The organism is Gemmobacter caeni (assembly GCF_003054195.1).
GTDB classification, from domain to species: domain Bacteria; phylum Pseudomonadota; class Alphaproteobacteria; order Rhodobacterales; family Rhodobacteraceae; genus Gemmobacter; species Gemmobacter caeni.
The window spans coordinates 1-25,702 of record NZ_QBKP01000012.1 but is presented as its reverse complement, the minus strand read 5'-3'; the positions used below and the strand labels follow the sequence as shown (position 1 = coordinate 25,702).

At 64.7% G+C, this 25,702-nt stretch carries 23 protein-coding genes and 1 pseudogene; 12 read left to right on the top strand and 12 right to left on the bottom strand.

Annotated features, from left to right (window positions below; translation table 11 throughout):
- Positions 1-6: 6 nt before the first annotated feature.
- From C8N34_RS17040 to C8N34_RS17020, 5 genes are read right to left on the bottom strand one after another with little or no spacing between them, the layout of a single operon-like run.
- The gene (locus tag C8N34_RS17040) at positions 7-1,143 is read right to left on the bottom strand and encodes an acyl-CoA dehydrogenase family protein (RefSeq protein ID WP_108129781.1); all 1,137 of its coding nucleotides are present in this window, start codon (positions 1,141-1,143) and stop codon (positions 7-9) included.
- 56 nt (positions 1,144-1,199) lie between these two features.
- A complete protein-coding gene (locus C8N34_RS17035; protein ID WP_054304340.1) occupies positions 1,200-2,018 on the bottom strand; it encodes an enoyl-CoA hydratase family protein in 819 nt (272 codons plus the stop codon).
- Entirely contained in the window at positions 2,015-2,476 is a 462-nt protein-coding gene (locus tag C8N34_RS17030; RefSeq protein ID WP_054304341.1) for a MarR family winged helix-turn-helix transcriptional regulator, read from the bottom strand. Before C8N34_RS17030 ends, C8N34_RS17035 begins: the two co-directional genes overlap by 4 nt.
- Positions 2,473-3,210, bottom strand: a complete 738-nt coding sequence (locus tag C8N34_RS17025) for an SDR family NAD(P)-dependent oxidoreductase (RefSeq protein WP_108129780.1) — start codon at positions 3,208-3,210, stop codon at positions 2,473-2,475. The genes C8N34_RS17030 and C8N34_RS17025 overlap by 4 nt, the downstream gene beginning before the upstream one ends.
- Before the next feature lie 10 nt (positions 3,211-3,220).
- Positions 3,221-5,506, bottom strand: coding sequence for a bifunctional salicylyl-CoA 5-hydroxylase/oxidoreductase (locus tag C8N34_RS17020; protein WP_108129779.1), 2,286 nt, complete (start codon positions 5,504-5,506; stop codon positions 3,221-3,223).
- Positions 5,507-5,639: 133 nt separating this feature from the next.
- Here C8N34_RS17020 and C8N34_RS17015 point away from each other — a divergent pair, with 133 nt between their 5' ends.
- The 9 genes from C8N34_RS17015 to C8N34_RS16975 all read left to right on the top strand — a co-directional run bounded on the left by C8N34_RS17015 (position 5,640) and on the right by C8N34_RS16975 (position 16,241).
- On the top strand, positions 5,640-6,752 hold the full coding sequence (locus C8N34_RS17015; RefSeq protein ID WP_108129778.1) for a 3-hydroxyacyl-CoA dehydrogenase: 1,113 nt from the start codon (positions 5,640-5,642) through the stop codon (positions 6,750-6,752).
- On the top strand, positions 6,749-7,924 hold the full coding sequence (locus C8N34_RS17010) for an acetyl-CoA C-acyltransferase (RefSeq protein WP_108129777.1): 1,176 nt from the start codon (positions 6,749-6,751) through the stop codon (positions 7,922-7,924). Before C8N34_RS17015 ends, C8N34_RS17010 begins: the two co-directional genes overlap by 4 nt.
- 88 nt (positions 7,925-8,012) lie before the next feature.
- On the top strand, positions 8,013-8,825 hold the full coding sequence (locus C8N34_RS17005) for a flagellar motor protein MotB (protein WP_108129776.1): 813 nt from the start codon (positions 8,013-8,015) through the stop codon (positions 8,823-8,825).
- 94 nt (positions 8,826-8,919) lie between these two features.
- The gene (locus tag C8N34_RS17000) at positions 8,920-10,221 is read left to right on the top strand and encodes a flagellar hook protein FlgE (RefSeq protein ID WP_054304347.1); all 1,302 of its coding nucleotides are present in this window, start codon (positions 8,920-8,922) and stop codon (positions 10,219-10,221) included.
- Between the two features lie 6 nt (positions 10,222-10,227).
- On the top strand, positions 10,228-11,655 hold the full coding sequence (flgK, locus tag C8N34_RS16995; RefSeq protein ID WP_108129775.1) for a flagellar hook-associated protein FlgK: 1,428 nt from the start codon (positions 10,228-10,230) through the stop codon (positions 11,653-11,655).
- Positions 11,656-12,660 (top strand): flagellin, encoded by a 1,005-nt coding sequence (locus C8N34_RS16990; RefSeq protein WP_108129774.1) that lies wholly within the window; start codon positions 11,656-11,658, stop codon positions 12,658-12,660.
- Positions 12,657-13,751 carry a flagellar basal body P-ring protein FlgI gene (locus C8N34_RS16985; protein ID WP_082401127.1) on the top strand — a complete coding sequence of 365 codons (1,095 nt, stop codon included), beginning with the start codon at positions 12,657-12,659 and terminating at the stop codon, positions 13,749-13,751. The genes C8N34_RS16990 and C8N34_RS16985 overlap by 4 nt, the downstream gene beginning before the upstream one ends.
- A gap of 128 nt (positions 13,752-13,879) precedes the next feature.
- Positions 13,880-15,832 (top strand): oxidoreductase, encoded by a 1,953-nt coding sequence (locus tag C8N34_RS16980; protein WP_108129872.1) that lies wholly within the window; start codon positions 13,880-13,882, stop codon positions 15,830-15,832.
- 100 nt (positions 15,833-15,932) lie between these two features.
- The gene (locus tag C8N34_RS16975; RefSeq protein ID WP_145693632.1) at positions 15,933-16,241 is read left to right on the top strand and encodes an antibiotic ABC transporter; all 309 of its coding nucleotides are present in this window, start codon (positions 15,933-15,935) and stop codon (positions 16,239-16,241) included.
- A 3-nt stretch (positions 16,242-16,244) separates the two neighbouring features.
- Here the strand turns inward: C8N34_RS16975 and msrA are convergent, their stop codons facing one another.
- Positions 16,245-16,886: a peptide-methionine (S)-S-oxide reductase MsrA gene (gene msrA / locus C8N34_RS16970; RefSeq protein WP_199750689.1), complete on the bottom strand. Its 642-nt coding sequence runs from the start codon at positions 16,884-16,886 to the stop codon at positions 16,245-16,247.
- A gap of 131 nt (positions 16,887-17,017) precedes the next feature.
- Here msrA and C8N34_RS16965 point away from each other — a divergent pair, with 131 nt between their 5' ends.
- The gene (locus tag C8N34_RS16965) at positions 17,018-17,917 is read left to right on the top strand and encodes a D-amino acid aminotransferase (protein ID WP_108129771.1); all 900 of its coding nucleotides are present in this window, start codon (positions 17,018-17,020) and stop codon (positions 17,915-17,917) included.
- A gap of 11 nt (positions 17,918-17,928) precedes the next feature.
- A complete protein-coding gene (locus tag C8N34_RS16960) occupies positions 17,929-18,651 on the top strand; it encodes a sulfotransferase-like domain-containing protein (protein ID WP_242013818.1) in 723 nt (240 codons plus the stop codon).
- On the opposite strand, the gene urtE is transcribed toward C8N34_RS16960, so the two are convergent.
- The 5 genes from urtE to urtA all read right to left on the bottom strand — a co-directional run bounded on the left by urtE (position 18,652) and on the right by urtA (position 24,725).
- Positions 18,652-19,347 (bottom strand): urea ABC transporter ATP-binding subunit UrtE, encoded by a 696-nt coding sequence (urtE, locus tag C8N34_RS16955; protein ID WP_054304353.1) that lies wholly within the window; start codon positions 19,345-19,347, stop codon positions 18,652-18,654.
- A 2-nt stretch (positions 19,348-19,349) separates the two neighbouring features.
- The gene (urtD, locus tag C8N34_RS16950) at positions 19,350-20,114 is read right to left on the bottom strand and encodes an urea ABC transporter ATP-binding protein UrtD (RefSeq protein WP_108129770.1); all 765 of its coding nucleotides are present in this window, start codon (positions 20,112-20,114) and stop codon (positions 19,350-19,352) included.
- Positions 20,111-21,334 (bottom strand): urea ABC transporter permease subunit UrtC, encoded by a 1,224-nt coding sequence (gene urtC / locus C8N34_RS16945; protein ID WP_108129769.1) that lies wholly within the window; start codon positions 21,332-21,334, stop codon positions 20,111-20,113. The genes urtD and urtC overlap by 4 nt, the downstream gene beginning before the upstream one ends.
- 102 nt (positions 21,335-21,436) lie before the next feature.
- The gene (urtB, locus tag C8N34_RS16940) at positions 21,437-23,374 is read right to left on the bottom strand and encodes an urea ABC transporter permease subunit UrtB (protein WP_108129768.1); all 1,938 of its coding nucleotides are present in this window, start codon (positions 23,372-23,374) and stop codon (positions 21,437-21,439) included.
- Positions 23,375-23,426: 52 nt separating this feature from the next.
- Entirely contained in the window at positions 23,427-24,725 is a 1,299-nt protein-coding gene (gene urtA / locus C8N34_RS16935) for an urea ABC transporter substrate-binding protein (protein ID WP_054304369.1), read from the bottom strand.
- Between the two features lie 408 nt (positions 24,726-25,133).
- On the opposite strand from urtA, the gene C8N34_RS16930 reads away from it, so the two are divergent.
- On the top strand, positions 25,134-25,568 hold the full coding sequence (locus C8N34_RS16930; protein ID WP_054304357.1) for a MarR family winged helix-turn-helix transcriptional regulator: 435 nt from the start codon (positions 25,134-25,136) through the stop codon (positions 25,566-25,568).
- Positions 25,569-25,589: 21 nt separating this feature from the next.
- Here the strand turns inward: C8N34_RS16930 and C8N34_RS26920 are convergent.
- A pseudogene (locus C8N34_RS26920) lies at positions 25,590-25,702 on the bottom strand (MBL fold metallo-hydrolase); the annotation flags it as partial.

Genomic DNA, 25,702 nt, shown 5'->3' with positions numbered 1-25,702 from the left:
CCCTGATCAGCCAAGAACCGAGCGCGCGATGACCACTTTCTGCACGTCTGTCGCGCCTTCATAGATGCGCAGCGCCCGGATCTCGCGGTAAAGGCTTTCCACCGCGAACCCGTGCCGCACGCCATCGCCGCCATGCAGTTGCAGCGCGGTGTCGATGACCCGCTGCGCCGCCTCGGTGGCGTAAAGCTTGGCCATGGCCGCCTCGCGGCTGACCCGTGCGGCACCGCTGTCCTTGGTCCAGGCCGCGCGATAGATCAGCAGCGCTGCGGCATCAACCTCCAGCGCCATATCGGCGATATGGCCCTGCACCATCTGGTAATCAGCCAGCGTCCCGCCACTGACGCGCGGCACCTGCACCCGCGCCAGCGCCTCATCCAGCGCGCGGCGCGCAAAGCCCAGCGCCGCCGCCCCGACGGTAGAGCGGAACACATCCAGCACCGACATGGCGATCTTGAAGCCCGATCCGGCTTGCCCGATCAGCGCGCTGTCCGGCAGGAACACGTCGTTCAGCCGCAGATGCGCCAGCGGATGCGGCGCGATCACGTCGATCCGGTCAAGGATTTCCAGCCCTGCGACATCGGCCGGCATCAGAAAGGCCGACAACCCGCGCGCGCCCGGCGCCTCGCCCGTGCGGGCGAAGATCACATAGACATCGGCGATCCCGCCGTTGGAGATATAGGTCTTCTCGCCACTCAGCCGGAACCCGCCCGGCACACGCTCTGCCGTCGTCGCGGTATGCGCCACGTCCGACCCGGAACCCGGCTCGGTCAGCGCGAAGGCCGAAATCGCCTTGCCCGCCCGCGTCCGGTCCAGCCAGGCCCGCTGTTCAGGGCTGCCAAACAGACTGACGGCGCCCATGCCCAGCCCCTGCATCGCAAAGGCGAAATCCGCCAGACCATCATGCCGTGCCAGCGTCTCGCGGATCAGGCAAAGCGAGCGGACATCCAGCACCTCGCCCTCGGCCGCGCCGCTATGGCGCAGGAACCCCGCCGCGCCCAGACTGGCCACCAGACCGCGACAGGCCGCATCGGCATCGCCATGATCCACCGGCAGATGCGCCCCCGCCCATGCGTCAACCGCTTCCGCCAGCTCGCGGTGACGGTCTTCAAAGAAGGGCCAGGAAAGGAAAGTCCGGTCTGCCATTTTCTGTCCTCAAATATCCCAAGGGGGTCCGGGGGTGTGAAACCCCCGGTCCGCACTCAATCGCCCTGAAACACCGGCTTTTCCTTCGCGACGAAGGCGTGATAGGCGCGCTCGAAATCGCGGGTCTGCATACAGATCGCCTGCGCCTGCGCCTCGGCCTCGATGGCCTGCTCCAGCCCCATGTTCCATTCCTGGTTCAGCTGGGTCTTGGTGATGCCATGGGCAAAGGTCGGCCCGGCGGCGATGCGGGTGGCGAGCTTCTGCGCCTCGGCCTCCAGCGACTCGGCGCCATGCAAGGCGTTCCAGAAGCCCCAGGCGGCGCCTTCCTCGGCATTCATCACCCGGCCGGTATACAGCAGTTCTGCCGCGCGACCCTGCCCGATGATACGTGGCAGCATGGCGCAGGCGCCCATATCGCAGCCCGCCAGACCGACTCGGGTGAACAGGAAAGCACACTTCGCCTCGGCCGTGGCGATCCGAAGATCCGAGGCCATGGCGATGATCGCGCCAGCCCCCACGCAGATGCCATCTACCGCCGAAATGATCGGCTTGCCGCAGCCGATCATCGCCTTGACCAGATCGCCGGTCATGCGGGTGAAGGCCAGCAACTGCTTCATGTCCATGCCGACCAGCGGACCGATGATATCATGCACATCGCCGCCGGAACAGAAATTGCCGCCGTTCGAGGCAAAGACCACCACATCCACATCGGTCGCATAAACCAGCTTGCGGAACGTATCGCGCAGCTCTGCGTAGCTGTCGAAGGTCAGCGGGTTCTTGCGGTCAGGGCGGTTCAGCCGAACCGTCGCAATGCGGTCCTTTACCTCCCACAGAAAATGTTCGGGCTTCAGCCCCGCCAGTTCCAGCTCGGTCATGCCGTCTCTCCCCTCTGCCCCGCGCGCTTCAGGATTTCCGTCAGCGCATCAAGGTCGTCTTCGGTGAGGCTGGCGAACAGCTTGTTCACCTCGCCCTCGTGATCTGTTGCCAGTTGCTCGAACTGGCGCAGGCCCTCTTCGGTGAGGGCCACATAAACGGTGCGCCGGTCGGTGGCGCTTTGCGTGCGTTTCGCCAGCCCGTCCTTTTCCAGCCGGTCCACCACCGCCGTTGCATTGCCGTTCGACACCAGCAGCATGCGGCTCAACTCGCTCATGGTGACACCCTCGCGGCGGCGCCAGAGTGCAGCCATCACGTCAAAGCGTGGCAGCGTGGTGTCATGATTTACCCGCAGAAATTCGCGCAGGTGGTTTTCGGCGGCCCTTGTCACACCCAAGAGGCGGATCCAGCTTTTCAGACGGCGTTTCGACAGGGGATCGGGCTTCGCGGGGTCGGTCATGTCTCTCCTCCGGCAATCGCAATTGCCTGACCGTTTATCCCCTCGGACCCGTTTGCACAGAGCCAAAGTGCCGCGGCGGTCACTTCGGCAGGCTGAATCAGCCGTTTTTGCGGATTTGTCGCCTCCAGCGAAGCACGCGCCGCCGCCGCATCCATCCCGGTCTTGTCCATGATATTGGCGACCGAGCGCGCGGTCATCTCGGTATCCAGAAAACCGGGGCAAAGCGCGTTCACCGTCACCGGCTTCCTTGCCACTTCCAGCGCGAGGCTGCGGGTCAGGCCGACCACCCCGTGCTTCGCCGCCGCATAAGGCGCGACATAGGCGTACCCCTTCAGCCCGGCGGTCGAGGCGACGGCGATCAGCCGCCCCCAGCCTTTCATCTGACCAAGGCCCGCACGGAAGGTCAGGAACACGCCGGTCAGGTTGACCGCCATCATGGCATTCCATTGCGCCAGCGTCGTGCGGCCCAAGGGCGCGCTTTCGGCAGCGCCCGCATTGGCGATGACAATGTCGCAGGGACCGGCAGCAGCAAACATCGCCACAACCGACTCCTCATCCGTCACATCGGCCGTCACCGCGCGAGCACCGACCCGCGCGGCCACATCTTCCAGCGGGGCAAGGCGGCGCCCGGCGATCACCACTTCGGCGCCCGCCGCCGCGAAGCCGCGCGCAAGGTCGGCCCCCACGCCAGTGCCGCCGCCGGTGATCAGAACGCGCTTGCCCTCGATGCTCATACCCGTCTCCTCAGACCCGGATGGTTTCCTGCTGGCGCTCGCGCAGGCGATACAGCAGATCGCGCCCGCCCTTGTAGGGCGCCGGCCATTCGGCGGCGGTATCGCCCTGCTCGACCGCAGCATGCAGCGTCCAGTAGGGGTTCGCCAGATGCATCCGCGCCAGACAGACCAGATCGGCCCGGCCTGCCATCAGGATACCATTCACCTGATCCCAGTCCGAAATATTGCCGACGGTCATGGTGGGCATGCCTGCCTCGTTGCGGATGCGGTCCGAGAACGGGGTCTGGAACATGCGACCGTAGACCGGCTTTTCCGCCGGGTCGGTCTGACCCGAGGAGACGTCGATGATGTCGGCCCCCGCCGCACGGAACATGCGGGCGATTTCCAGCGCCTCGGTCGGTGTCACGCCGCCGTCGATCCAGTCATGAGCACTGATCCGCACCGACATCGGCTTGCCGGCAGGCCAGACCGCGCGCATCGCCTCGAACACTTCCAGCGGATAGCGCATGCGGTTTTCAAGGCTGCCGCCGTAGTCGTCGTCGCGCTTGTTGGTCACCGGGCTGATGAAGGTGGCCAGCAGATAGCCATGCGCCGCGTGCATCTCGATCATGTCGACGCCTGCACGGTCGGCCATCTGGGCCGAGGCCACGAACTGCGCCTTCACCTCGTCCATATCGGCACGGGTCATGGCGCGGGGGGTCTGGTTCTCGGGGCGGTAGGGGATGGCCGAGGCGGCGATGATCTCCCAGTTGCCCGAGGGCAGCGGCTTGTCGATCCCGCCATCCCACGGCACGCAGGTCGAAGCCTTGCGCCCGGCATGGCCGATCTGGATGCACAGCTTCGCCGTGGTTTCCGCATGGATGAAATCGGCCAGTCGTTTCCACGCCGCCTCGTGTTCCGGCTTGTAAAGACCGGGGCAGCCAGGGGTGATGCGGCCCGAGGCCGAGACGCAGGTCATCTCGGTATAGATCAGCGCAGCACCACCCTTGGCGCGTTCGGCGTAATGGGTGAAGTGCCAGTCGGTCGGGCAGCCATCCACCGCTTTGTATTGCGCCATGGGCGACATCACGATGCGGTTCTTCAGCGTCATGTCCCGCAGCCTGAAGGGCGCGAACATCGGGCGGCGGCCTTTTTCGCCCCCCGCCTGCTCCTGGAACCAGTCTTCAGCCGAGGCCAGCCATTTCGGATCGCGCAGGCGCAGGTTTTCGTGGCTGATGCGCTGACTGCGGGTCAGCAGCGAATAGGCGAACTGGGTCGGGTGCATGTCGAGGTAACGCTCGACCTCCTCGAACCATTCAAGGCTGTTGCGCGCCGCCGATTGCAGGCGCAGTACCTCGACGCGGCGTTCGTCCTGATAGCGGGCAAAGGCGCGTTCCAGCGTCGGCTCGCTGTGCAGATATTCGGCCAGCGCAATGGCGCTGTCGAAAGCCAGACGCGAGCCGGAGCCGATCGAGAAATGCCCGGTCGCCGCCGCATCGCCCATCAGGACGACGTTTTCGTGATACCACTTTTCGCAGATCACGCGGGGGAACTGCATCCACACCGCCGAGCCGCGCAGGTGATTGGCGTTCGACATCAGCTCGTGTCCGCCCAGATGCGCGGCAAAGATCTGGCGGCAGGTCTCGATGATCTCTTCCTTGCTCATCGTCTCGAAACCCCATTTATCCCAGGTCTCGGGCAGGGTTTCGACGATGAAGGTCGCGGTCTTGTCGTCAAACTGGTAGACGTGCGCCCAGACCCAGCCATGCTTCGTCTTCTCGAAGATGAAGGTGAAAGCGTCGTCAAATTTCTGATGCGTGCCCAGCCAGATGAACTTGCATTTGCGCACGTCGATATCGGGCTTGAACTCGGCCTGATATTCCCGCCGCACAACGGAATTGATGCCGTCGCAGCCGACGACGATGTCATATTCCTTGCGATATTCCTCGGCTGCCTTGAACTCGGTCTCGAACTGCAGATCCACGCCCAGTTCGCGCGCCCGTTCCTGCAACAGAACCAGCATCGCCTTGCGGCCGATCCCGGCGAACCCGTGCCCGCCCGACACGGTGCGCACGCCGTTATGGATCGTGGCGATATCATCCCAATAGGCAAAGTTCGACCGGATCGCCTCGGTCGATTTGGGGTCGTTCTTCTGCATCCGGCCCAGCGCGTCATCCGACAGCACAACACCCCAGCCGAAGGTATCGTTGGCCTTGTTGCGTTCAAGCACCGTCACCTGATGCGACGGGTCGCGCAGCTTCATCGAGATGGCGAAATAGAGACCGGCCGGGCCGCCCCCAAGGCAGAGCACTTTCATCGTAAACCTCCCGCGGTTTTCGCGTTCCTTGCAATCATGCTGCCACCGTCGCGCCGTTATTTCAAGCTTGAAATTTCTGACTTGAAATCTTTTTGCCAAAGGCTCAGCATGGGATCAAAGCAGGAGGGCGAGAATGGCAGTGATCGGAGTTGTCGGTCTGGGCGTCATGGGGCTTGGTATCGCGCAGGTTTACGCCACGACGGGCCACGAAGTGCGCGTGACAGATGCCTGGGCGCCCGCGCGCGAAAGCGCCATGCAGCGCCTGCGCGACGGACTGGCGCCGCGCGTCGCCTCGGGCAAGATGCCCGCGGCAGAGATGGAGGCGCTGCTGGACCGGATCACGGTCTGCGATATGGCCGACCTCGCCCCCTGTGCGCTGATCATCGAGGCGATTGCCGAAAAGATTGACGCCAAGCAGACGCTTTTCGCAGAAGTTGAACGGATTTCCGACGCGGTCCTGGCTACCAACACCTCGTCGCTGTCCGTGGGGGCGATTGCGGTTGGCCTGACCGATCCGGGCCGTCTGGTCGGGCTGCATTTCTTCAACCCCGCGCCGGTGATGAAGCTGGTGGAGTTCATCACCCTGCCCGGCACCACGCCCGGCGCAGCCGAAACCGCCCGCCGGTTGACCGAAGCGACCGGCAAGACCGTCATCCCCTGCGCCGACACGCCCGGCTTCATCGTCAACCGCTGCGCCCGGCCCTATTACGGCGAGGCGCTGGCCCTGCTGGACGAAGGTCGCAGCGCAGGCGAGATTGACGCGGCCATGGTCGCGGCAGGCTATCGGCTGGGGCCGTTCCAACTGATCGACCTTGTAGGGGCCGACATCAACCTTGCCGCCACCGAAAGCTTGCTGGCCGCGATGGGGGAAAGCCCGCGTTATCATGTGTTCCCCGCGCTGCGTGCGCAGGTGGAAAGCGGCCATCTTGGCCGCAAGACGGGTCGGGGTTTCCTCCACCCCGACCCGCTCCCGCCTGCCCCTGCCGATGCGGCGACGATTGTCCTGCGGATTGAGGCGATGCTGGCCAACGAGGCCGCGACACTGCTGGCCGAAGGCGGCACCGATATGGCGGGCATCGATACTGCGCTGAAACTGGGGCTGAACTTCCCGCGCGGCCCGTTTGAAAGCGCGCGTGTCCATGGCCTGTCCGTGATCCGGGCCGAACTCGCCCGCCTGCGCGCCGCCGCGCCCGACGCGCTGAAACCCCGCTATGACGCATCCCCCGCGCTGGAGGCCCTTGCATGACCGCCGTTTATCTCTGCTCCGGCAAACGCACACCCATCGGCCGCTACGCTGGCAGCCTGTCGGCGGTGCGGCCCGACGATCTGGCGGCCCATGCCATCACCGCCGCGCTGGCGGGGCGTGACCTGCCGGTGGACGAGGTGATCCTCGGCTGCGCCAATCAGGCGGGCGAGGACAACCGCAACGTCGCGCGCATGGCTGTCCTGCTGTCCGGCCTGCCCGAAAGCGTGCCGGGCGTCACTGTGAACAGGTTGTGCGCCTCGGGGCTGGATGCTGTCATCCTCGGCGCCCGTTCCATCGCCACCGGCGCCGCTGATCTGGTGATCGCGGGCGGCGTCGAAAGCATGAGCCGCGCGCCCTTCGTCATGCCCAAGGCGGACAGCGCGTTTTCGCGCTCGAATGCGGTTTATGACACGACGATCGGCTGGCGCTTTATCCACAAGCGCATGGCGGCGGAATTCGGCGTCGAGTCGATGCCCGAGACCGCAGAGAATGTGGCCGCCGATTTCGGTGTGTCCCGCGACGATCAGGACGCTTTCGCCCTGCGCAGCCAAAGCCGCTACGATGCCGCATGGCATGCAGGCGACATCGCGCCGGTCACCATTCCGGGCCGCAAGGGCGATACGGTGGTGGCCGGGGATGAACACCCCCGTGCGACGACGCTGGAGAAGCTCGCCGCCTTGCCCACGCCCTTCCGCCAGGGGGGCAGCGTGACGGCAGGCAATGCCTCGGGCGTGAATGACGGCGCCTGTGCGCTGCTGCTGGCCTCGGAAGCGGCGGTGAAAGCGCATGGCCTGACCCCGCTGGCCCGAATCGGTGCCGCCGCCAGCGCAGGCGTCGCGCCGCGTATCATGGGCATCGGCCCGGTTGCAGCCGTTGAACGCATCACCGCCCGCACCGGCCTGCGCCCCGCCGATTGCGACGTGATCGAGCTGAACGAGGCCTTCGCCGCGCAGGCGCTCGCCTGCCTGCGGCAATGGGGTCTGCCCGACGATGCGCCGCAGGTGAACCGCTACGGCGGGGCCATCGCCATGGGGCATCCCCTTGGCATGTCCGGCGCACGTATTGCCCTTTCCGCCGCACGGCAACTGGCGGAAACCGGCGGTAAGACCGCGCTGGCCACGCTCTGCGTCGGTGTCGGTCAGGGCCTGGCACTGGTGCTGCACGGGGTCTGAGCCGGAATATCCCGCGCCTTTTATCCTTTAACCGCCAGTTCACCCCGCCGGGCTAGTCTGGGCATGGGTGTAAAAGGATGGGTGTGTGATGGCCGGCAAGAATTCTGCCGCGCCAGTCATCATCAAACGGAAAAAGATCGTCGGGGGCGATGGTCACCACGGGGGGGCGTGGAAAGTCGCCTATGCCGATTTCGTGACCGCCATGATGGCGTTTTTCCTGCTGATGTGGCTGCTGGGCGCGACGACTGAAGAACAGCGCAAGGGTGTGGCGGATTACTTCGCCCCGACCGCCTCAATCTCGCCTTCAGGGGGTGGGGTCGACGTATTGGGGGGAGATTCTCCCTTTTCGCAAGACGCGCGTGCGCGCTCTGGCACCGGATTGGCGGGCGGTCGCTCGCCTTCGGAAACCGGCGAGGGCGGGGCGGGTGAACTGCATGAAATCAAGACCGAGATCGACAAGCATCTGACCGCGTTCAGCGGCGAAAGCATGACGATGCAGCGCGCCTTGCGCCATGTCGTCACCCGCGTCACCGACGAAGGTCTGGTGATCGAGATTTTCGATCTGGACCACGCCGCCCTTTTCGCCCCCGATTCTGCCAGGCCAGAGCCGGTTCTGCGCGAGATTGCGACGATGCTGGCAGAGGTTCTGGACATCACCAGCAACGAACTCGCGGTGAATGGCCATGTCCGCTCTTATCCCATGGCTTTGGCACGCAATCCGATTTGGGAGCTTTCGGCGGCCCGCGCCGATGCCCTGCGCGGATTGCTGCAATCCGCCGGTGTGCCCGCCTCGCGATTGCGGCGCATCACCGGCCACGCCGACCGCAAGCCGGTGACCGCCGATCCCATGGCAAACCGGAACAACCGGGTTGAGGTGGTTCTGTTGCGGCGGGACAGATAGCAAAGTCGCCTGTGCCGCATTAGGGCAATGTTAAGCGCGAGAGCGCAGGGTCTTTCTGCAAGTGGAATCGACACGCAGAAAGGTGCCCTCTCCGATGACCATTTCCTCTGCCCTGAATGCCGGGGTGGCCGGGCTGAACGCGAATGCCAGCCGCCTGGCCTCCATTTCCGACAACATCGCCAATTCCGGCACCTATGGCTATAAACGCGCCTGGACGGAGTTTGAGTCGCTCGTGCTCAGCGGGGCGCAAAACGCGGGCAGCTATTCTGCCGGTGGCGTTCGGGCGAATGCCTCGCGACTGATCGACGAACGCGGGTCGCTGGTTTCTACCGCAAGCGCGCTGGATCTCGCGGTATCCGGGCGGGGGATGCTGCCCGTAATGCGGTCCGTGAACATGGGCGGCAGTCAGGGCGAGCTGCTGATGACGACAACGGGCGCATTCCGCCCCGATGAAAACGGTGTGCTGCGCACCGCCTCGGGCCTCGTGCTGCTGGGCTGGCCCGCCAATGCCGACGGCACAATTCCGGTGATGCCACGCGATGCCATGTCGGGCCTCTCTCCGGTGGTGGTCAACACCAACCAGCAGGCGGGCGACCCGACGACCGCCGTGCGACTTGGCGTGAACCTGCCCGCCACAGCAACTGACGAAAGCGCCCCGGGCGATCCGCTGCCGCTTTCGGTGGAATATTTCGGCAATCTCGGCACCTCGGAATCGCTGGACATCACCTTCACCCCGACGCCGGGCACCGGCGGGCGCTCCAACCAATGGACCATGACGATCACCGATTCCGCGCAAGACGGCGCGGTGATCGGGGAATATACGCTCACCTTCGACGACAGCCGCGCCAATGGCGGCACACTGGCCTCGGTCAGCGCTGTTTCGGGTGGCGCATATGACCCCGCGACCGGCGCAATCAATCTGACGGTCGCGGGCGGGCCACTGGAACTGAGCATCGGCAAGCTCGGGGATGCGACGGGGCTGACCCAGCTTTCCGACAATTTCGCGCCGACCTCCATCGTCAAGAACGGCTCGCCCGTCGGCAATTTGATGGAGGTGGAGGTCGATCAGAACGGCATGCTGCGGGCCACCTATGACACGGGCTTTACCCGCACACTGTACCAGATCCCGCTGGTTGACGTGCCCAATCTGAACGGCCTGACCTCCTACAACGACCAGACCTACGGCATTTCGCCCGATTCCGGGTCGTTCTTCCTCTGGGATGCGGGGGACGGGCCGACTGGCTCGGTCGCGGGCTACGCGCGGGAAGGGTCGACCACCGATGTCGCCGGGGAATTGACCAACCTGATCCAGACCCAGCGCGCCTATTCGTCCAATGCCAAGGTGATTCAGACCGTGGACGAAATGTTGCAGGAAACCACCAATATCAAACGGTAACCCGCCATGAGCCTTTCCTCCGCCATGAATGCGACCCTTTCGGGTCTGACCGTCAGCGCCCGGATGGCCGAGCTGGTTTCCTCCAATGTCGCCAACGCAATGACCCCCGGCTACGTTCGCCGTACGGCAGAACTTGCAGCGCGCGAAACCGGGGGCCAGGGGGTACGGCTTGTCGCCATCCTGCGCACCGCAGACATGCATCTTCTGAGCGAACGCCGCATGGCACAAGCGGGGGAAGCAGGGGCAGCTGCGCGAGCAGCCTTTCTGGCCGTGGCCGAACACGCCGTGGGAACCGCCGATACGTCAAGCTCACTGTCGGCCCGCGTCAATGCGCTCGACAGCGCCCTGCTGGCCGCGGCGGGCAGGCCGGATTCTGATGTGCGGCTTGGCGCAGTTGTCGATGCCGCCGCAGCCTTGACCAACCATCTCGGGGCCGCCAGCGCCACAATCCAGACAGCCCGCGCCACCGCTGATTCACGCATTGCATCCCAGGTCGGGAGGCTGAACGATGCCCTGGCGCAAATCGCCGATCTGAACACGCGCATCCAGATCGGCAGCATTGCCGGGCAGGACACGTCCGCATTGCTGGACCTGCGCCAGCAGCAGATCGATTCCGTTGCAGAAATCCTGCCCATCCGCGAAGTGGCGCGCGCCGATGGCGCAGTTGCGCTGTTCACACTAGGCGGGGCATCCTTGCTGGAAGGATCCCCCTCCGTTTTCGGCTTCACGCCGCATCCGGTGGTGACCGCCGACATGACGCAGGAAAATGGCGCACTTTCCGGGCTGACGCTGAACGGACGGGCCATCGCGACGGGTCCCGGCAGTTTCATTGATGGCGGCGGTCTGGCGGCGCAATTCGCCATCCGTGATGAAAGCGCCCCCGCCGCGCAGGCAAGCCTTGACGGGCTGGCCCGCGACCTGATCGAGCGGTTTTCGGGGCTGGATGACAGTCTGCCCCCCGACGCCCCTGGCCTGTTCACCGATGCGCAGGCCGGTTTCTCCGGGGAGGAGACAGGGTTGGCAACGCGCCTGGCGGTGAATGCAGCGCTGGACGGGGCAACGTGGCGGCTGCGCGATGGGCTCGGCGCACCCTCCCCGGGTCCGGCCGGCGATGCCACGAGGCTCAACGCACTTCATGCTGCGATGACGGCCGCGCTCCCGGCCAGTTCGCCCGCGCTGCCATCGGGTGCCCGCAGTCTTGCAACCCGCGTGTCGGACCTGACATCCGACGCTGCGGCGGCACGCCTCTCCGCCGACTCTGCGCAAAGCTTCGCAGCCGCCCGCGCCAGCGCCCTGCAAGAGCAGGAACTGGCTGGCGGTGTGGACACCGATCAGGAAATGCAATCGCTTCTGACCATCGAAAACACCTGGTCGGCCAATGCGCGCGTCCTTCAGGTGCTGGATGATCTTCTGGCCCGGCTGATGGAGATATAGATGAGCCTCGTATCCTTGGGCGACATGGCGCAAAGCTTCATGTTGCGGCGTCACATGGGGCAGGTGAAGGCGGATCTGGCCCTGCACACGCAGGAAATGACCACCGGCCTTATCACCGATATTGCCAGGCGAACCGACGGCGATCTGGGGCCATTGAACGCGATCTCGGCCTCCCTTGCCCGGCTGGAGACCCTCGCCTCGGTGACATCCGAGATGCAACTCTGGTCCGGCGCCATGCAATCGGCGCTGGAGGCCATCGACAACCGGGCCATCGAACTGGGGCCACAGCTGTTGTCCGCCGCCTCTGCCCGGCAACCTGCGACATTCGCAGCGGTGGGCGGGGAGGGAGAGGCAGCCTTCCTTGCGGCGGTCGGGTATCTGAACACCTCGCTCGACGGACGGGCGTTGTTCGGCGGCGTGGCGACGGATCATTCGCCCCTGCCCGATAGCGCCAGCCTGCTGAATCAGGTTGCAGAAGTCGCGCAAGGTGCCACGTCGGTGGCTGACCTGCGTGACCGGCTCGACACCTGGTTCGGCCCCGGCGGCGGCTTTGAAACCGCAGCTTGGCGTGGCGGTGCCGCGCTGGAGCCTGTGACCATCGCACAGGGAGAAACGGCCCGGCTGACACCGACCGCCTTGTCCGACGGGATACGGGACACGCTGAAGGGGCTGGCACTTGCCGCACTCGCAGGTCGCGATCTGCCAGGACCGGGTATAGAAGACAAGGCCGCCATGCTGGCCGCCGCAGGTGACACGCTGATTGGCAGCAGCGGGGCACGGGCTGCGCTGTCCGCCGACCTCGGCATCACCGAGCAGCGGATTGCCGATGCGCAAACCCGGAATGGGGCGGAAATGACGGCCCTGAAATTCGCGGAAAGCCAGATCAGGGCAGCCGATCCCTTCGAGGCTGCAAGCCGCGTGCAGGAGGCCGAAACGCAGCTCCAGCTCATCTATACACTCACGGCCCGCCTTTCCGGCCTCAGCCTTGCGGATTACCTTGGATGATACGGCTCCTGCTATTGCTGATCCTGCTAGCCTCGCCACTGCATGCCGCACCGATCCGCATCAAGGATCTGGTCGAGTTTGACGGGGTGCGCGGCAACGATCTGGTGGGCTATGGCCTTGTCGTCGGGCTGAACGGCACCGGCGACGGCATCCGAAATGCCCCCTTTACCGAAGAAATCATGGCCAACCTTCTGGAGCGGCTGGGCGTCAACGTTACGGGCGAGGAGTTTCGCCCCAAGAATGTTGCCGCCGTTTTCGTGACAGCCTCCCTGCCACCCTTCGCGCGTTCGGGCGGGCGCATTGACGTGACCGTTTCGGCCATCGGGGATGCCAAAAGCCTGCTGGGCGGCACATTGATCATGACGCCGCTGAATGGGGCCGACGGCGAGATCTACGCCGTGGCGCAGGGCACGATCATCGCCGGGGGTGTTGCTGCCGAGGGGCAGGCGGCGCGGGTCGTGCAGGGCGTGCCGACCGCCGGGGTCATCCCCTCCGGCGCAAGGGTCGAACGCGAGGTTGAATTCGATTTCACCTCGATCAGTGCGATCCGGCTGGCCCTGCGGCAGCCGGATTTCACCACGGCGGCGCGGATTGAAAGCGTCATCAATCGCGAATTCGGCCGAACCGTCGCCGTGATGACAGATGCGGGTACGGTCGCACTTGATCTGGAGCGCACACGCATGGACTCGCCCGCGCATGTGATCGGCAGGCTGGAGAACCTGCTGGTGCAACCCGAAACCCGCGCCCGGGTAATCGTCGATCAGCGATCGGGCACCATTGTCATGGGGGCGGATGTGCGCATCAGCAGCGTCGCGGTGGCGCAGGGCAACCTGACCCTGACGGTCGAGGAGGCGCCGGTTGTGGTGCAGCCCAACCCTTTCAGCCAGGGGGAAACCGTGGTGGTGCCCCGAAGCCAGGCATCCGTGACCAAGGCGCCGGGCACGGGCCTTGCCGAACTGACCGAGGGCACCAGCCTGTCATCCGTCGTTTCGGGACTGAACGCTTTGGGCGTGGCGCCGCATGACATGATCGACATTCTGAAAAGCATCAACGCGGCCGGGGCCCTCCATGCCGAGTTCATCGTGCAGTAACCGGGCTGTCCCTGACTCAACTTGCAGAAGAGACGAGCGCCCCGCAAATCTTTTCCCTGATGTCGGGGGCGGACTTGCCCGGCGACGAACGCTCGCCGATGCTGACCCCGACACAGCCGGAGTCCGCCATGTTCGCCAAACTCTTCTCCCCCGTTCGCATCGGCAGCATCGAGCTGGCAAACCGGATCGTTTCCACCGGGCACGATACGGTGATGGCCGAAGAGGGTCATGTCACCGACCGCCTGATCGCCTATCATCAGGCGCGGGCCGAAGGCGGGGCGGGGTTGATCGTGGTGCAGGTTTCGGGCGTGCATGAGACCGCGCGATACACCTCGCATATGCTGATGGCGACATCGGATGACGCGATTCCGGGATATACCCGGCTGGCGCAGGCGGTGCAGGCGCATGGCACGCGGATTTTCGGGCAGTTGTTCCACCCCGGCCGCGAGATCATGGAAACCGATGATGGTACCGCCGCGATCGCCTATGCCCCTTCGGCCGTGCCCAATTCGCGCTTTCGGGTTATGCCGATCCCCCTGAGCCTCAACCTGATTGCCGAGATCGTGCAGGGTTATGCCGACAGCGCGGCAAGATTGCAGCGCGCGGGATTCGACGGGTGTGAAATCGTCGCCTCGCACGGGTATCTTCCGGCGCAGTTCCTTAACCCCGCGGTCAATCTGCGGGACGATGACTACGGCGGTCCGCTGGCGAACCGGATGCGGTTTCTGGTCGAGATCGCCGCGGCGATCCGCCACGCCACCGGGCCGGATTTCGCGATCAGCCTGCGGCTGAGTGGCGACGAGCGCGATGTCGAGGCGCTTGATCAGTCCGAAACCGTCGCGGTCTGTCGGCACCTTGATACGGCGGGCCTGGTCGATTGCTTCCATGTTACGGCGGGCAATTCGGCCTCGCTGTCGGGGGCCATCCACATCGTGCCGCCGATGTTCTATGCGGCGGGCTATACCGCGCCGCTGGCGGCGCAGGTGAAGGCAGCCGTCGGGCGCCCGGTGATCGTGACGGGTCGCATCAACCAGCCGCAGGAGGCCGAGGCCATCCTTGCCGCAGGTCACGCCGATCTGTGCGGCATGACCCGCGCGATGATCTGCGACCCGGAGATGCCTGCCAAGGCACGGGCAGGCGCGCCGGATCGCATCCGGGCATGCATCGGCTGCAATCAGGCCTGCATCGGGCATTTCCACCGGGGCTATCCGATCTCCTGTATCCAGTTCCCGGAAAGCGGGCGGGAAACCACGCTGGCCCCCCGCAAGACCCGGACCGCGACGCCCCGGCGCATCCTGATCGCAGGCGCCGGTCCTGCCGGGCTCAAGGCTGCGGCCGTGCTGGCGGCGCGCGGCCATGCGGTCACACTCTGCGAGGCCGGGCCGCAGGCGGGTGGGCAGGCCCTTCTGGCGCAGCTTCTGCCGGGCCGAGCAGAGTTTGGCGGCATTGTCACCAATCTTCTGCGAGAGGTACGCGAGGCAGGTGTGACCCTGCGGCTGAATACCCCCGTCACGGCAGAACTGGTGGCAGCGGAGGCGCCCGACCGGGTGATCCTCGCCACCGGCGCCCGCCCGCGCGCGCCTGCCATCGAGACCGAGGGCGCGCATGTGCTGGACGCCTGGGCCGTGCTCCGTGGCGAGGGCAATCCGGGCAGCCGCGTGGTGATCGCGGACTGGCGCGGCGACTGGATCGGGATGGGGCTGGCGGAAAAGCTCGCCCGGGACGGCTGTTCGGTACGTCTGTTTGTTGAGGGCATCGCGCCCGGCGAAACCCTGCCCTTCTATGTGCGCGATGAAATGGCCGCGCGTCTGCATCGCCTGGGGGTTGAAATCCGGCCCTATGCCCGCCTGTTCGGAGCGGATTCGGACAGTGTTTATTTCACGCATTCCGCCAGCGGCGATGCCATCGTGGCGGAGGCGGTGGACACGCTGGTGCTGGCGCAGGGCCATGACAGCAACCGTGATCTGGCCGCGGCGCTCGCCGGTTGGCCGGGTCGGGTCGAGATCATCGGTGACGCGCTGACCCCGCGCAGCGCCGAGGATGCGGTGCTGGAGGGGCTGAAATGCGGTATCCAGGATTAAGACTTTCGTGCAATTAACCTAGCGTAATGCTTGCACCCGGATCGCATGCAGTCATTCTGATGTGACGGCTTGCGGAAAGCCGCGCAACCGGAGGCCGATGATGTTCTTTACCCCGGAAGAGGCGACGCTGCTGTCGATGGAAACCGGCCTCATGCTGGCCGAGGCGCAGATGGTTGTTGCCATGCGGCTTTGGGGAATGGCTGGCCTGTGGAATGTGACCTCGGACGAGCCCGTGCGCATGGTGCAGGAAAAAGCCGAAGCGGCGCTGCAATCGCTGGCCGCCGCCGGGCAGGCGCTGATGGGCGGGCAAGGCGCCGGTCAGGTGGCCATGGCTGCGCTTGCGCCAGTGCGCGACCGGACCCGCGACAACGTGCAACGACTGGGCACTCAGGGCCTGCGCACCGTCTGACCCTCAGGGCCGGAAGGCCATCTGGCCCCACAACGCCTTCACCCGCTCATCACGGCCACAGGCCTTGCGATAGAATTTGTAGGCATTTTTCTTCTGCTTCGGTCCGGCGCGCGTCAGCACGATGTCGGACGAGCGATAGTAATCCTGATGATATTCCTCGGCTGGCCAGAACTTCCCGGCTTTGAGGACCGGCGTCACGATCTCCTGCCCAAGCGCGGCCTGAGCCTCGGCCACCGCCTGCTCCGCCGCCGCCTTCTGCGCCGCGCCCCGCGCGAAAATCGCTGTGCGATAGCTGTCGCCCCGGTCGCAGAACTGCCCGCCCGCGTCGGTGACATCAACTGACCGCAGGAACAGCGCAATCAGGTCGTGATAGCTGATGACGCTGTTGTCAAAGGTGATCTCGGCCGCCTCGTAATGGCCCGTACCCCCGGCAGAGACCTGCTTGTAACTCGGGTTCTGCACCTTGCCGCCGCTATAACCCGACACCACGGATTTCACGCCTTTGACGCCTTCGAAATCGGCTTCGACGCACCAGAAACAGCCCCCGGCGACCAGCGCCTTTTCCTCCGCCGCGCGAGCCTCTCCAACCGCCGCACCACCGGTCAGGGCCACGGCCAGCACCAGAATTGCATAGATCCGCCGCATCGCACCCTCCTGTTGCATCCCGCAACAGGCTCGCCCCAACCACATCCCGGCACAACACAAGCCTGCGTGAGCGTCGCATCTTGAACCCCGCCCGGTGCGGCCCTAGCGTGGGCCGCGAACAGGAGGGCGCCATGACTGAACACGTTTCCACCCACCAGGCGGAAGAGGACGCCCGCAACGAAAACCTGATGCTGTTCCTGAATGGCCGGATCGTGCCCAAGGCCGAAGCACTGGTTTCAGTGTACGATTCCGGCTTCATGATGGGCGACGGCGTATGGGAAGGGATGCGGCTTTACGAGGGCCGCTGGGCCTTTCTGGACGAGCACCTTGACCGGCTGTTCGAGGCGGCGAAGGCCATCGACCTTGATATCAGGATGACCGCAGCCGAACTGGAACAGGCGCTGCGCGACACCCAGGCAGCGAATGGCATGACCACCGACGCTCATGCGCGGCTGATGGTGACGCGCGGGGTGAAGACCCGCCCCTTCCAGCATCCGCAGCTGTCGCAGCAGGGGCCGACCGTCACCATCATCATGGAGCACTCGCGCCCCAAAATCCCGCGCCCGATCACGCTGGCCACCGTGCCGCATCTGCGCGGGCTGCCGATGACGCAGGATCCGAAGCTGAACTCGCATTCCAAGCTGAACTGCATTCTTGCCTGTATCGCGGCGCAGAAGGCCGGCGCGGACGAGGCGCTGATGCTGGACGTGCATGGCTTTGTGAACACGACCAATGCCTGCAACTTCTTCATCGTGAAGAAGGGCGAGGTTTGGACCTCGACCGGCGATTACTGCATGAACGGCATCACCCGCCGCAAGGTGATCGACCTGTGCCGCGCCAATGGCATCCCGGTGTTCGAGCGGAATTTCAGCCTCGTCGACACCTATTCGGCGGATGAGGCCTTCCTGACCGGCACTTTCGGCGCGCAAACCCCGGTCGGCAGCATCGATGGGCGGCAGATCGGCAGCGGCCAGATGGGGCCGATGACGGAACGCCTGCGCGGCCTTTACAAGCAACTCGTGCTGGCATGACGGTCAGCACCATGAAAATCGCGATGTGGAGCGGCCCGCGCAATCTGTCGACCGCCATGATGTATGCTTTCGCCGCGCGTGGTGATTGCGCGGTGTGGGATGAACCCTTCTATGCCGCCTATCTGGCCGCGACCGGCATAGACCATCCGATGTCGGCCGAGGTGATCGCGGCGGGCGAGGCCGATCCGGCAAAGGTCGCCGCTGCCTGTCCGGGGCCAAACCCTGACGGAAAACCGCTGTGGTATCAGAAGCATATGACGCTTCATATGATCCCCGGCTTTGATCGGGGCTTTCTGCGCGGGCTGACCAATGTGTTCCTGATCCGCCATCCGGCGCGGGTGGTGGCAAGCTACTCCAGGAAGCGCGAAAGCCCGACGCTGGCCGACATCGGCTTTGTCCAGCAAGGGGAACTGTTTGATCAGGTGGCTGACATGACCGGCGCGGCGCCGGTGGTGGTGGACAGCGAGGATATCCGCGCCAACCCGGCTGTCAGCCTGCATGTCCTTTGTGCGGCCCTGGACATTCCGTTCACCGAAAGCATGCTGCGCTGGCCTGCGGGGCCGAAGCCCTTTGACGGGGCATGGGCGCCGCATTGGTATAATGCGGTCCATGCCTCCACCGGCTTTGATGCCCCGGAAGGCCCGCTGCCCGACCTTGCGCCCGAATATGCGGGGCTGGTCGAGGCCGCGCTGCCACATTACGACCGGCTGCGCCAATACGCGCTGGGGGCGTAATCAGATGCTCAGCGCGGCTTGCAGCGCCTCGCGCGTCAGGCCCTCTTTCGGATGCGACAGGTTCACCGCGCCGCGTTTGAGCACATAGAACTGGTCGCCCAGATCGAAGGCAAAATCGAAATACTGTTCGACCAGAATGATGGCCATATTGCCCTTGGCCTTCAGATATTCGATCACGCGGCCGATCTGCTGGATGATATTGGGCTGGATGCCCTCGGTCGGTTCGTCCAGCAACAGCACCTTGGGACGCATGATCATCGCCCGCGCGATGGCAAGCTGTTGCTGCTGCCCGCCCGACAGATCGCCGCCGCGCCTGTGGCCCATATCCTTCAGCACCGGGAACAGGTCATAGATTTCGTCGGGCACCTTGTGATCGGCCTTCGGCAGCAGCGAAAAGCCGGTTTCGAGGTTCTCGCGCACAGTCAGCAGCGGAAAGATCATCCGCCCCTGCGGAACCACCGCCAGTCCGCGCCGCGCCATATGTTGCGCGGGCAGGACCGGCAGCACCTCGCCATCCAGCGTGAGCCTGCCACCGGAGCGCGGATGCGTTCCGGCCAGCGCCTTCAGAAGCGAGGTCTTGCCTACGCCATTGGTGCCCATGACGCAGGTCACCACACCAGCCTTCGCCTCAAGGTCGATGCCGTTCAGGATCTGGCTGCCGCCGTAATGCAGGGTCAGCCCTTCGGTTGTCAGCATGTTCAGCGCCCCAGATAGACTTCGATGACTTGCGGATTCTTGGTGACGTGATCCAGGCTGCCCTCGGCCAAAACCGAGCCTTCGTGCAGCACCGTGACCTTGCAGTTCAGCCGCCGGATGAACTCCATGTCATGCTCCACCACGACGACGGCGCGGGTTTTCGCCAGTTCGACCAGCAGCGCGGTGGTCTGCTCGCGCTCCAGAAAGCTCATCCCCGCCGCAGGTTCATCGACCAGCAGCAGGCGCGGTTCCTGTGCCAGCAGCATGGCGATTTCCAGCCATTGCTTCTGGCCATGGGACAGCTCGCCCGCCTTGCGGGACAGGTGATCGGCAAGGCCCACCTGTGCTGCAAGCTCCGCCACGCGGACACGGTCTTTCGCCGTTTCGCGCCAGAACAGCACCCGCCAGGGCGTGCGCGCCGCCTTCAGCGCCAACATCAGGTTTTCGGAAACGCTCTGATCCTCGAACACCGTGGGGCGCTGGAACTTGCGGCCGACGCCTGCGCGCGCGATCTGCGCCTCGGACATCCGCAGCAATGAGCGGGGCACCTCCCCGAAGACAACCGTGCCTTCGTCCGGCCGGGTTTTGCCGGTCACGATGTCCATGAAGGTGGTCTTGCCCGCGCCATTCGGTCCGATCACTGCGCGCAGTTCCTGCGGGCCGATGGCGAAGGACAGATTGTTGATGGCGCGGAAGCCGTCGAAGGTGACCGAGACGCCGGAAACCTCCAGCAGCGAGGTCGTGCGGGCGGGGGCGATGGTGGTCATGCGTCGGCCTCCTTCTCGCGCAGCGCGCCGTCATCGGGGCCAAGCTGGGCGCCATGGCGGCGCGGGCTGGGCAGCCGGTCGAACAGCCCGCCGATCCCGCGTGGCGCGAACAGCGTCACCAGCACGAAGGCGAGGCCGAGAAGCACCGTCCACCAGTCCACCCATTTGATTGTGTAGAACCCGAGCGGAATGGCGGGCGCCATGCCCCCGGTGAACCACGAGGACAACAACGAGACGAAGGCCGCCCCGATCACCGCCCCATAAAGCCGTCCGCGCCCGCCAATGGCGACCCAGACGGCGAGGTAGATCGAGGCGATTGGCGCAAGCTCGGCCGGGTTGATAATGCCCGCCTGCGGGTAATAGAAAGCACCCGCCACGGCGGCGACCATGGCGGTCAGGGTAAAGACAAACAGCTTGTAACCCTCGACCGGGTAGCCAAGGAAACGCAGCCGCTGTTCATCGTCGCGGATCGCGCGCAGGGCACTGCCGAACTTGCCCGAGGTGACCCAGGCCAGCAACAGATACCCTGCCGCCAGCAACAGGGCCGAGGCGAGGAAGAACAGGATCGACAACGTGGATTGTGGCACATCGGCGAGGCCAGGCAGATTTTGCAGCCCTGAAAGCCCGTTATTGCCGCGCAGCCCGCTGTCGTTCTGGAACAGGTAAAGCGTCAGCGCCAGCGTCATGGCCTGTGTCAGGATCGACAGGTACACCCCGTTCACCCGCGCCCGGAACGCCAGCCAGCCGAAGACCAGCGCCAGAACGCCCGGCACGATCAGCACCAGCGGCAGTTGCAGGAAGGCGCTGTGCGCAAAGGTCCAGACAACAGGCAGGTCAGATCCGCCGACCACACCGAATATCTGTGTCGCAACGCCCTGCGCCACCTCTTCGGGCGTGGGCGGGATGGGCGATCCGGCCAGCGCCTGCACCACGATCTCCTCGGTGCGGGCATACATCAGCCACATGCCGGTCATGTAGCCGCCAAGGGCGAAGAAGGCCATGTGGCCCAGCGAAAGGATGCCGGTGTATCCCCAGATCAGATCCATCGCCAGGGCGACGAGGCAGAGACATAAGGTCTTGCCCAGCACCTTGACGAAGGCGGTGGGGATGAGGCCGATGCCAAAGCCCTCGGCCAGAACGGTGACGCAAAGGGTGAACAGCGCCAGCACCAGCAGGAACCACAGGGTCGAGGGGTTGCGGGCAAGGAATGTCCGGGTCATTGCGGGGCTTCCGGCGTTGCAGCGGGGGTTTCACACCCCCGCGCCCCCGTGGGATATTTGGGCCAAGATGAAGGGAAGGACAGCGGCGGTCTGAACATCGGCTCAATCTCCTGCCGCGCGGCCCTTGAGGGCGATGATGCCGCGAGGGCGGAACTGGATGAACAGGATGATGAAAAGGATCATGTAGGTCTGTGCGGCCAGCGTGTTCGAGGGGTTCAGCCACTCGATCACCTTCTGGAAGCCGCCGATCATGGCGGCGCCCGCCAGCGCGCCCCAGATATTGCCGACCCCACCCACCACGACTGTCATGAAGCTTTGCACGATATAATCCGAGCCAAGCTCCGAGGTGACCTTGGCAAAAAGCCCGATGGCGACGCCCGCGATCCCGGCGATGCCCGAGCCGATCCCGAAGGTCAGCATGTTGATGCGGTCGGGGTCGATGCCCATGCTGGCGGCCATGGCCGGGTTCTGCGTCACGGCGCGCACCTCCAGCCCCAGCCGGGTGCGTTTCATCAGCCAGAGGAAGAAGCCGAGGAACAGCAGCGCCAGCAGGAAGATGGCGACCCGGATATAGCTGATCGAGATGATGTCGTTGAAGCTGAGCGCACCGTCCAGCCAGGCAGGCGCGGTCAGCGGCCGGGCCTGAGTGCCGAAGATGTTCTTGGCGATCTGTTGCAGCGCGATGGAGATGCCGAAGGTCGCAAGCAGCGTCTCCAGCGGGCGTTTGTAGAGGTGACGGATCACCAGCCGTTCCATCGCCACGCCCGCCGCGAAGGTCACCGCGAAGGCCAGCGGAAGCGCGACAAGGATCGAGACGGTGTAATTCGGGATCATCTGTTGCACGACATAGCCGGTATAGGCGCCCATCATGATGAACTCGCCATGGGCCATGTTGATCACCCGCATCACGCCGAAAGTGATGGCAAGACCGATGGCGGCAAGGAAGTAGATCGAGGCAAGCGAGAGGGCATCAAGCCCCAGATCGGCGGCCGTCATCAAGCCCACGCGGGTTTCGATACTGGCAAGAGTCCGTCGGGCCGCATCGGTGACGGCCGGGTCGGGTTCTGCATATTGATCGTAGAACACATGCGCCTCCAGCGCGGCAGCGACCTCGGCATCAGTAGCGGCGGCGGGCACCTGGCCCGATTTCTCCAGCGCCTCATAGGCCGCGTCACGAAGCTGCTGGCTGGCCAGTTCGGCCAGCGGCACGCCACCGACAGCCCCGTTTTCCAGATGGGCGGCCAGCGCGGCCTTCTGATCGGCCAGCGTAAGGCGCGCGGGGGCGAGGCCGGCACCGACCAGCAGGTCATAGGCGGCCTCGCGCGGGATGTCCTTGCCCGGTGTCAGGGTAGCCGCGATGTTCACGCCCTGCGGTAGCGCCACGGCGACCTTGCGGCTGGTGACCAGCAGCGGGTTCAGCGCGGCGCGCACGTCCAGTGCGGTATCGCCTGCAAGGCTTTCGATGGCGACGACGCGGGTCGCACTGTCGTCTCCGAATTGCAGGGTCAGGAAAGTGGCGAGGTGTTCCTTCCGGGCTTTCAGCCCCGGGTCGGCCTCATCCTCGATCGAAGCACGCAAGGGCGCGAGCTGCGCCTTGGCAGGCGAGCGGGCGATGGCGTCCAGCGCACGGGTGCGCTGCGCCGGATCGGGGTCGGTCAGGGTGAACTGCACCAGCACCGCACCGATCAGTTCGCGCACACCGGCATTGGGTTTGAGGTCGGTAATGTCCGATGTCGGCGCGGTTCCGGCGGCAGCTCCGTCCAGTCCGGTCAGCGCCCAGCCCTCCGGCGCCTTTTCCAGCAGGAAGAACACGCCATCGGCCTTGCGCACCCCCAACTTGCGGTCGGCCCAGGCCTGCAACAGCGCCGCCGCCGCCGGATCGCCGGTCGAGGCGATGGCGTCGATCACCGGGCCAACGGTCTGGCGCGAGGGTTTCTCGATCTGGGCGCGCGATGCCTCCACCACTTCGGGCAGGGTCTGCGCAAGGGCAGGCAAGGCAAGACAGACCGCCATGGCAAGCGGCAGCAGGAAACGGAACATTCCAACCCCTTCGATAGGGCGAGGGGCGCCACGGCACCCCTCGCGGATCAGATCAGTAGTTGGAGGTCAGCTGCACGCAGGTCTTGGTCTCGGTGTTATACATGCCGCATTTCAGGTCTTTCCAATCCGATTCCAGCACCGCCGATTCCGGGAGGAAATCGGTCCAGGCGTCGCCGGGCACCGGCTCGGTCTGGCTGATGATATCAAACTGACCATCAGCGCGGATTTCGCCGATCAGCACGGGTTTGGTCAGGTGGTGGTTCGGCAGCATCTCGGCCATGCCGCCGGTCAGGTTGGGGAACTTCTGCCCGACCATGGCGTCGATCACCGGATCGACCGCCGTGGTGCCCGCCGCTGTCACCGCATTCACCCACATGTTGAAGCCGATGTAATGCGCTTCCATCGGGTCGTTGGTGACACGCTTGTCGTCCTTGATGAACTTGTGCCACGCCTCAATGAACGATTTGTTCTCGGGCGTATCGGCCGACATGAAATAGTTCCATGCTGCCAGATGGCCGACGAGGTTGGTGGTATCCAGCCCCGAAAGCTCTTCCTCGCCGACCGAGAAGGCCACGACCGGGATCTTGTCGGCGGTGACGCCCGCTGCGGCCAGTTCCTTGTAGAAACCGATATTGGCGTCACCGTTGATGGTGGAAACCACGCCGACCTTCTTGCCATCGGCCCCCAGCGCCACCACGTCAGCCACGATCTTCGACCAGTCGCTGTGGCCGAACGGGGTATAGTTGACGAAGATATCCTCGGCCGCGATGCCCTTCGCCTTCAGATAGCTTTCAAGGATGTTGTTCGTGGTGCGCGGATAGACGTAATCGGTGCCCAGCAGCGCGAATTTCTCGATCCCCAACTCGTTGAGGAAGTAATCCACCGCCGGAATCGCCTGCTGGTTCGGCGCCGCGCCGGTGTAGAACACGTTTTTCGAGGATTCCTCGCCCTCGTATTGCACCGGGTAGAACAGCAGGCCGTTCAGTTCCTCGATGACCGGCAGCACCGATTTGCGGCTGACGGAGGTCCAGCAGCCGAACATCACGTCCACCTTGGACACGGTCAGCAACTCGCGCGCCTTTTCGGCGAACAGCGGCCAGTCAGAGGCCGGATCGACCACCACCGCCTCAAGCTGTCGGCCCAGCACGCCGCCCTTGGCGTTCTGTTCCTCGATCAGCATCAGCATCGTGTCTTTCAGCGTGGTTTCAGAAATCGCCATGGTCCCCGACAGCGAATGCAGGACGCCGATCCTGATCGGGCCTTCCTGCGCAAAGGCAAAACGCGGCGCGGTCAGCGGCGCGGCAAGGGCGGCGGCGGCTGTGGCCAGAAGCGAGCGACGTGTCAGATTCATATCCATTCCCCGTTGCATGCCGGGATCGGGCCGCGCCTGACAGCAGGCGCGACAAAACCGTTCCGACGTTTTTTTCTTTTCCTTTTGCGGAGGCAGTGCGCGGTCGTTCCCGCCTGCGCTGTGCTGCCGCAGAACGAATAAGCCGCAGCCGTGTCAGAGCACGCAAGACAGATGCCGCGCCGCAGAAAGCCGTCGCTGCGCTGCTGCTGCATTCCGGTCAAAAAAACAGCGCCACAGTTTCGGTCGCTGACGATCTGCGCAGAACCGAAACGGGTATGGCGGTTTAAAGCGGAAATACTTCGAATTTGAACGATTCCGCTGCCGGTTTTCGCTGCGGCAAGGATGCACGCACCGTTTGATCCGGTTCATTACATATGCAATGAAGGCACATCAGCAGTATGGCGGCCTATGCAACTGGAATCCTTCTTTCCCTATCGTCTGGCGGTCGTCGCCGAAGCGTTTTCGCGTCAACTGGTCGAGGTCTATGGCCATGACCATGGCCTCACACGGGAGGAATGGCGGCTTCTGTTCCTGATCGAGGGCGCGGAAGAGATCAATTCGCTGGAACTGGCCCGGCGCACTACCCTGGACAAGGTGCAGGTCAGCCGCGCGACCCAGCGGCTTGAGGACAAGGGGCTGATCCTGCGCTCCATCCCGGCTGAGGACCGGCGGCTGCGGCTCTACACCATCACGCCGCTGGGCCGCAGCACCTTCGCCCGCGCCTTTTCACAGGTCGAAGCACGGGCGAATGCCATTCTTGGCGCCATGACAGAGGCCGAGCGCGCAGCGCTGGATCAGGGTCTTGCGGCGCTTCATCGCGCCGTAGCCAATCCGGCGATCTGAACACCGTCCCGCGTTATATTTTCACGCCTGGAGATCATTCCACATTTGTTGATCGCGTTGTGCGGTCCAGATTTTGGGAGTGTCGATGCCTTTTGCTTCGTCGTATGCGCGGGCGACGTTGAAGGGGAGGCAGT